This window comes from Clostridia bacterium, assembly GCA_034926675.1.
GTDB lineage: Bacteria > Bacillota > DTU025 > DTU025 > DTU025 > JAYFQW01.
Genome location: JAYFQW010000082.1, coordinates 1 through 7,347 on the forward strand (window position 1 = coordinate 1; position 7,347 = coordinate 7,347).

The following is a 7,347-nucleotide window of genomic DNA, read 5'->3' on the forward strand; positions in this document are numbered from 1 at the left end:
GTTAAGGTTGCGGTTTTTGAGGGCATCGGCAAGACAGTCTTTAAGGACAGAGCGGAGTTCTCGGGTTCGCTGCTAAAGCAGGTCAATGATGTTTACGAGTACATCGGGAAGTACAACCGAACAAGAGCCGAGTTCTCGGGATTGAAGCGTATTGACATGCGTGATTATCCGCCGGAGGCTGTGCGAGAGGCGCTGCTAAACGCCATTGTTCACCGCGACTACTCATACAGCGGCAGCATCCTCATCAGCATCTTTGATGATCGTATCGAATTCGTCTCGCTCGGTGGGCTTCCGAAGGGAATAGCGCACAGCGATCTGATGCTGGGCGTTTCGGTCCTGCGCAATAGCCGACTTGCCAATGTGTTCTATCGCCTACATCTCATAGAGGCGTTCGGCACAGGAATTCCGAAAATCATGGAGTGCTATCGTGGGCGACAGGCACAGCCGGTCATCGAGATCTCAGACAATGCCCTTAGGATAACGCTGCCTAACACGAATCTCCACCGGGAGGTTTCTGTTGAGTCTGACGGCCTTTCAGATGCTGAGCGCAAAGTTATGGGCTATTTGATTGGGCGCAATGCCGTTTCGAGACGAGATATAGAAGCGACTATCGGGCTCTCGCAGAGCACAACCATCCGTGTTCTCAATGCGCTTACAGAGAAGCAGCTGGTCCTGAAGCACGGCAGGGGCAAAAACACAACATACGATGCTGCAAGCAGATAGGGCCTGCCAGTGGTAGCGCCTCCTGCTGCTCAAACAGCCTCCTGCATCCCCCTATCCCTCGATTTACAGATGGTCTTTGGGGATGAAGCGGGCGGAGTATGCCATGTCTCAGGTCCAGGGCTTGCCTTATACTGCCCTACAGTATCAGCTTGGTGAGACTGAGCCAACAAGCAGTGACGCGAGGGCTTGGCGCATGTAGCAAGCAGGCATATGAACCGGACGATCCGTGAAGGTCGGGCATCGTTCATGAGTGCAGTGCAACCCGGGCATCTGCGGCCCAGTCCGGATCCTTGAGCAGTGCTCGCCCTATGCCGACCAGATCGGCTTTCGCCTTGGCTATTATGGAGTCTGCCGTGTCGGGGCTCTTGATGCCGCCCGTCACGATCGTAGGCGCTCCGCTTTTACTGTCTTGGGCGAACCCTCGGTAAGCCTCCCCCCGTGGCGCCTGGCGGTATGGCGCACTCGCAGGAAATTCTTGCTCAAGTCGGGCCATCGCGATTCCACAACTTCGCCAACGCGCAGACCACAGAAAAGCATTATGAAGTAAGCCTCGTAATGCCTATGCGTCTTCGCGGTCGCCAGAAATCGCTGCTGCTCGGGCGTTCATATAACGCGCTGTCTCTTCCTGTATCGCGGATGCTCGATGCCGTCCGTGGGGTTTGTTGGGATCAGCTTCCATGCCACCGCCTGCCGAAACGCTTGACAGCAGACCACATGCACCAGAAGAACAGTTGCGCTGCCGTCGCCGCATTCCTTCTCTATCCCCCCTTGATCTTCCCATACATGTTCTGAATGTCGAGAGGTTTTATGTCTCGGAAACGCGCCACGCCTTTCTCGCGCTTGATATATGCAATTGCCTCTCTCTTGTTGCGCAATGTCTTCGGTTTCCAGTGCTTGTTTCTCGCGGCGTGAGCTAACCAGTAGTCGAAGTACTCTGCCACCGTCATCTTTGTGGGGTCCACCAGAACCCCCTTGGTGTAGTCGGTGACGATCTGAGCCATACGCGCAGTTGCGGCCCTCCTGTCGCCGCGGAATGTCTCCGTATGGTACTTCTTCTGCTTCTTCCCGTTGGCATCAGTAAAGGTGCCGATATATAAACGCAGTTCGAACGTATCCGGTCCTCGCTCCCGCACATGCCCGCCATACCTCCGGCCAGCCACGCCTCGTCACCTTCCCGCCTTGATCTCGTCCAGCCTCCGCAGAGCCTCGTGCTTGCTGCCGCGCATAGTCTCGTAGATGTAACGGTAACGGCGCATGCCATCCGGCATGACTGCGGAACCAGCGCATATGCGCAGTTGGTACGTGTTTGGTCCCCGCTGCCTTATCGACCCGCCGAACTTGCCCACCATTCTACCTGTCCCTCCCCTGCGCTTGTCCCAGCGTCCACAGCACGAAGGTGGCGTTATCCAGGTGCACCTGCGCAAGTTCGTGCAGCGTCACCTGCACCAGGAATCCGACACTCTTGTCGCCGATTGTTCGAGCTATAACCTGAATCATAAGCGCTGCCCTTCGGTACTCCTCTTTCGCGCGGTCGAGAAACGCCTGATACCGTTCGCGTTCCTCCGCGGGGTAATCCTCTTCCGCGAGTTGATAGCCCTCTGGGTCGGCAAGGCTCTCCATCGCTTTGTTTGTTTCGTCTATCACGGGTTGCATGTCGTGGACGCCCGCGTCGTCGAACATCGCTTCCCTGACTTTCCCCAGTTCGTTCTCCAGAATATCGCCGCGCACCATAAGTAGCATTGCCCAAACGTCCGCCCGCGACATCTCCTCCGCTGTCTGAGGAAGCGCAGATGCCGCCACTGGCCACGCAAGGATAGAGACCACCAGAACCAACGCCAAAATACTCGGTTTTCGCATGGTTTCACTCCTCCTTCATCTTGGTAATGCGCGTGTAGGTTATGACCTCGACAGCTACCCCGAGAATGTGTGCCGTCACCCTAGGCGCCATGCGAGGTCGAACGGACGGATTGGTTGCCGTTAGCACTATTCTGTCGCCCGCATAGCCGACGTATCTGAATGTCGCAGCCTCGGAACCGACGGCAACCAAAGCGATGTCGCCGTGCTCCGCTGTGAATTGCTTGCGCGTCAGAACCAAACTCACGTTTGGAGTCATGCCAACCCCTTCCATCGAGTCGTCTGTCACTCGCACTAAGAAGTGATCGTTAGCATCGCCGTCCAAATGATCCCTATCTACCGCAGCATAACCCACAACATTAGCCTCCTGGACCAATGGAGTAACCAGAGACGACGTGGTGCGTATGATAGGTAGTTGCACAATAGGGTTGTCCGATGCTCCGGCAACCTCTAGTCCCTCCAACCCGAGGTTGTAACCGGCCATCTGAATCAGCACGACCAAGGGAACCCCCAACGCATAAGCGACTTTTTCAAGTAAGGCTATTGTGGGGTTTTTGTAATCGTCGTGCTCCAGACGGCTGATTTCTGCGTTCGAGCAACCGGCAAGCCGGGCCAAATCCCGCTGCGACAACCCCTTATCGAACCGTGTTTTCTCGACAAAAGCTCCTAACGAGGCGTTCATGACACCTCCCTCCTTTGTTCCGAATTATCAACACTACCATACAACACTACGTTCGCCTCGTCAAGAAAGCGTGTCATCGAGAGATCATGAAAAGTGTTGATAATATCGAACGTATACGGTAGGCTGGAGCTGAAAAATGACAAAGATAAGCTAAACATAGGGGGGTGAAATCAATGGTTGTCCAGCGTACCGCCTCTGGTCCGCAGTCTAGTTCAGCGCAACCGCGCAAAATTCCTCTACCCTTAGAACTCTCCAACTTGCCCAAATTCCTGAAAATCTCGGAAGTTAGCGATTTATTGCGAGTGTCTAAACAGACTGTGTGCCAACTGATAAACGACGGCAGGTTGCCAGTTGTTAAGGCCGGGCGGTCGCTTCGCGGAGCGCGAGTGGTTAAATGTCAGTTAATCGAATGGATGAAGGGCGAGACGCAATGACTGGAGCCAAGATTTTCGCCTGCGACGGTGCGGGGGATCAGGTATTTCTGAGAGCGTCGCTGCAGGGCAACACGGCGGTACGGATCGGAAACGACACGGATTTCGTTTTTGTCAGCGTCCGGCGGGAGGAACTTGATCTTGCGGTCATCCGGTACCTGCTGTGTGTGGACAGCGCGTGGGAGAGAATTATGGACGATGAGGCCCACATTACCCACGGCCCGAGCACGGTAGTAGTCTATCGTTTCAGCCGTGGCATAGCCTTCTTCGGTTCCTATGTAGCTTGCCATCGGGGGCATGACAATCCTGTTCTTGAGCCTAAGTCCGCGTATGTTTATTGGCGAAAGCAGGCCTAACACGAGTCTGCATCCAACCTCCTTATCTGCACGAAGAAGTGTCCAATCATAGTGTACAACTCTTCTGATGCAGGAAGAGAGGACACTGGAGAGAAGTAGTATAATCCCTGATACTCTGCTAATCGTAATAGAGCCGGCATGAATCAGCTGGACGCAAGTCCGCGGAACGGGGAGCGATGTATATGCTTGTTCAATGCACAAAAGGCCTGCTGGGCAAGATGGGAATTAGCCCAGGCGAGCTGAAATCGCCTGAAGGTTATGAACAGCTGCCGCACGCCCTGATGGCCTGGCACGCCAACCTAGTCAGTATGGACAGGAGAAAAGCCATCGTCTTGATGAACAACGCAACGAGATATCCCGTGGTCATATACAGGCCGAAACCAAAGGACTTTGCCAGAATGAAAGACCTCGTTCGGGAGGCCATTGTTGTGGCATTGCGTATGGAAGGCGTCTGCGAGACCGTTATTGATAGGTATATGGCGGATGCCGGAGAGATCGAGTTTTCGGAAACGGCAAATAGAAGCATGGTTGCTAGACTAAACCATGCTGCAAATGAAGTTGGCTTCATGCAGGATTATCTGGATGAAAGCACACTGATTCAGAGATACATAAGCACTTCGGCGGGAAGACTCCGCCAAAGCTTGCCGGGGAACGAGTACTTCGCTCCAAGTGCCCTAATGCTCAAGCACCTTGGCAACTACTGTGACAAAGGCGAGAACGGAATCTGCCAATCGGTTCTGGACATAGAGCTGTATCAACTGAAGATACAGATCGAAATTGAAGGATTTGATATATGGAGAAGAGTCTTGGCGCCGTCGGTCTTCTCCTTTAGGCATCTGCACAATGTCATTCAGACAGTGTTTGATTGGCAGAACTATCACTTGCACATGTTTGAAGCCAAAAGGACGGATTCGAAGACAAAGCAGATCATGATGGATGACGATCCTGAAGCATTGGAATGCCTGGACCTTGACTCTTGCGACGTTCTGCAGGAACGGTTCACTGCGCTCAAAGACATTTTCCCGGACCATGAGGAAGTCACCTACGAGTATGACTTTGGCGATTCGTGGAAGCATACGATAACACTCGAAAAGACAGCGCGTTCCAACGCACTTAGGGCAACCTACCTGGATGGAAGAGGGGAAAGACCCCCGGAGGATGTAGGCGGGCCTTGGTCGTATGTGGAATTCATGCGAATCATGGCAGACAATACAGATCCCGAGCATGAGGACACAAAAATGTGGGCGAAAGGTCAAAGCGAGAGGAAACATAGTCCGGAAGAGATAAACCGCAGACTCAGGCATTCCATGAGTACAGGTGAGTGCTCGCCGTCATGGCAGTAGATGTGCTCCAAACCAGAACTGTGAGGAGGGATAGATGTTGAAGAAGATAGGAAGAAACGATCCCTGCCCCTGCGGGAGCGGCAAGAAATACAAGAAATGCTGCCTCAATAAGCCCAGACCCATATTGTCGTACTTCCAGAAGTTCCTAATGTATAAGGAAGTAGACGATATGAGTACAGAGGACATAATTCAGCGTTTGGACAGTATCGGCATCCGATTTGACAAAGACGTGTTTTTGCGAGACATCGAAGAGTACTATTCTGCTCAGCAACTCTCAGAGAATTGGTTGGGGGCCTTCAGTGTAGCTGCGAAAGGTAGGGAGGAGGACTTTCCATGGCTGGCCGCATGGGTCTTGTGGGGCAGACTGGCGCCAGCCGAGAATGTGCCAAAGGAGCGGATTGCCCATCTGGTTGATGAGGGCTATCAGTATCTATCGACTGAAGATCACACAAGAGCTTGCGACATGTGGCTAGAAGCATGGGAAGCAATCAAGTACAGGTGCAAATCGGAATCTAACGATTTGGACTTCTTCAACAGGCACTATCGCGATGATTTCTTCGTCAGCAACCTATGTCAGGACCTGGAGGGCGAGTTGCACAACGCCGGCCTGGAAGACAGTGTCTATTTCCAGAAGCGAATTGACTACTGCAACGAATTCCTGCGTCTCTTCCCAGGCGCGAGTGATCTGATCATTCATAACATGAGACGCGCTGTTGCAGAGTCGTATGCGAGTCTGGGCGATTATGAGCGGTGCGATTCGGAGTTTGAGAGGCTGGTGCAGGACTATCCGACTAACCCATGGGGATGCATCGGATGGGGCGATATGTATTTCCTTCGCAAGGAAGACGACTATGGCAAGGCAAAGGAGCTCTATCTGAAAGCCTTAGCTGTTGCGAAAGAGAGGTTCGACATCGACGCAGTACACGAAAGACTAGATGACATAGAACACCCAACCAGACCTCAACCGCCGGAAATGCCTTCCTAAGGTTAGTCTATTAGGTAGTGGTGTAAATCCAGCGGGAGGATACTGAGCGTATCGACAGGGACAGCCGCCATGTGGTTCTCTTCGGGTGTAAGCAATACAATCCGAGGGGGCAACCACGATGGCAGCTGCCAAGAGAAATGTATCACTGCGTGGGCAACCTGGGTCTCAGGATACCCAAGCTCAGGGAGGGAACGTTCTTTCCAAGCTTCCTGGAGCCCCGGCGAATGACGGAGAAGGCTATCCTGTCAGTAGTCCAGGAGGCGTACGTTCATGGGGTCAGCACTCGAAAGGTGGACGAACTCGTAAAGGCTCTGGGCTTGGACGGCCTTGACAAGAGCGAGGTCTCGCGGATTACCGCAGAAAGGAGATCAAGCGCCGCGCGGACGTAGTAGGCACTTTCCCTAACGCCGACTCAGCGCTCAGGCTTCTTGGAGCGGTGATGATAGAGCAAAACGATGAATGGATCGTACTGCGCAAGTATTTCAACCAGGAATCCATGGGCAAGCTGCTGCCGCCAGTCGATACAACTGTGGCGCTGCCTCCAGTGAAGTAGACCCTGGGTGAAGTCGAGGTGGTTGCTCCTAAGCAGGCAGAGCACGATCGTATGAGTCTCGCTCTACACAGCGCCGGCACCCACCGGCTGAGGCATTGCTGTCCGCGTTTCCGTATCTGACGCATAGGCAAACTGTACACACAAACCGACCGGAGGAGACTAGCGAGGATCGACTCCGAGGAGAATCGCAGAAGAGATTTACACCACTTGACAAGACGTGACTGCTGCTTCCTGCGATGGTGCACCAAAATGCCCTTGCGGAACTACTGCCCCTCGCTGTCACACATTGCATTATCGGCGTTTACATGGCATGATCATCGAGGAAAAGGTGGTTGCTGTATGCTCAAAAAGATCAATGCACTCTTTGGCGTGCAGGACATGACCGTGGGAAGGCCAATGTACGCCTTGCTGAGATTCTCC

10 protein-coding genes and 1 pseudogene are annotated in these 7,347 nt (G+C 53.4%); 6 read left to right on the forward strand and 5 right to left on the reverse strand.

What is annotated here, in order from left to right:
- On the forward strand, positions 1 to 723 hold a 723-nt coding region (locus tag VB144_15180; protein MEA4884969.1), incomplete at its 5' end, for an ATP-binding protein.
- Positions 724 to 967: 244 nt separating this feature from the next.
- On the opposite strand, the gene VB144_15185 is transcribed toward VB144_15180, so the two are convergent.
- The 5 genes from VB144_15185 to VB144_15205 all read right to left on the reverse strand — a co-directional run bounded on the left by VB144_15185 (position 968) and on the right by VB144_15205 (position 3,259).
- Positions 968 to 1,216, reverse strand: coding sequence for a hypothetical protein (locus VB144_15185; GenBank protein MEA4884970.1), 249 nt, complete (start codon positions 1,214 to 1,216; stop codon positions 968 to 970).
- A gap of 265 nt (positions 1,217 to 1,481) precedes the next feature.
- A complete protein-coding gene (locus VB144_15190) occupies positions 1,482 to 1,883 on the reverse strand; it encodes a hypothetical protein (protein ID MEA4884971.1) in 402 nt (133 codons plus the stop codon).
- A gap of 6 nt (positions 1,884 to 1,889) precedes the next feature.
- Positions 1,890 to 2,072 carry a hypothetical protein gene (locus VB144_15195; GenBank protein ID MEA4884972.1) on the reverse strand — a complete coding sequence of 61 codons (183 nt, stop codon included), beginning with the start codon at positions 2,070 to 2,072 and terminating at the stop codon, positions 1,890 to 1,892.
- A 1-nt stretch (position 2,073) separates the two neighbouring features.
- Positions 2,074 to 2,580, reverse strand: a complete 507-nt coding sequence (locus tag VB144_15200) for a hypothetical protein (GenBank protein ID MEA4884973.1) — start codon at positions 2,578 to 2,580, stop codon at positions 2,074 to 2,076.
- 4 nt (positions 2,581 to 2,584) lie between these two features.
- Positions 2,585 to 3,259 (reverse strand): S24 family peptidase, encoded by a 675-nt coding sequence (locus tag VB144_15205; GenBank protein ID MEA4884974.1) that lies wholly within the window; start codon positions 3,257 to 3,259, stop codon positions 2,585 to 2,587.
- Positions 3,260 to 3,432: 173 nt separating this feature from the next.
- Here VB144_15205 and VB144_15210 point away from each other — a divergent pair, with 173 nt between their 5' ends.
- From VB144_15210 to VB144_15230, 5 genes and pseudogenes are all read left to right on the forward strand, one after another.
- A complete protein-coding gene (locus tag VB144_15210) occupies positions 3,433 to 3,693 on the forward strand; it encodes a helix-turn-helix domain-containing protein (protein MEA4884975.1) in 261 nt (86 codons plus the stop codon).
- Positions 3,690 to 4,046 (forward strand): hypothetical protein, encoded by a 357-nt coding sequence (locus VB144_15215; protein ID MEA4884976.1) that lies wholly within the window; start codon positions 3,690 to 3,692, stop codon positions 4,044 to 4,046. Before VB144_15210 ends, VB144_15215 begins: the two co-directional genes overlap by 4 nt.
- Positions 4,047 to 4,228: 182 nt before the next feature.
- Positions 4,229 to 5,389: a plasmid pRiA4b ORF-3 family protein gene (locus VB144_15220; GenBank protein ID MEA4884977.1), complete on the forward strand. Its 1,161-nt coding sequence runs from the start codon at positions 4,229 to 4,231 to the stop codon at positions 5,387 to 5,389.
- A 37-nt stretch (positions 5,390 to 5,426) separates the two neighbouring features.
- Positions 5,427 to 6,374 carry an SEC-C metal-binding domain-containing protein gene (locus VB144_15225; GenBank protein MEA4884978.1) on the forward strand — a complete coding sequence of 316 codons (948 nt, stop codon included), beginning with the start codon at positions 5,427 to 5,429 and terminating at the stop codon, positions 6,372 to 6,374.
- A gap of 164 nt (positions 6,375 to 6,538) precedes the next feature.
- Positions 6,539 to 6,730: pseudogene (locus VB144_15230) on the forward strand (transposase).
- Positions 6,731 to 7,347: the final 617 nt, after the last annotated feature.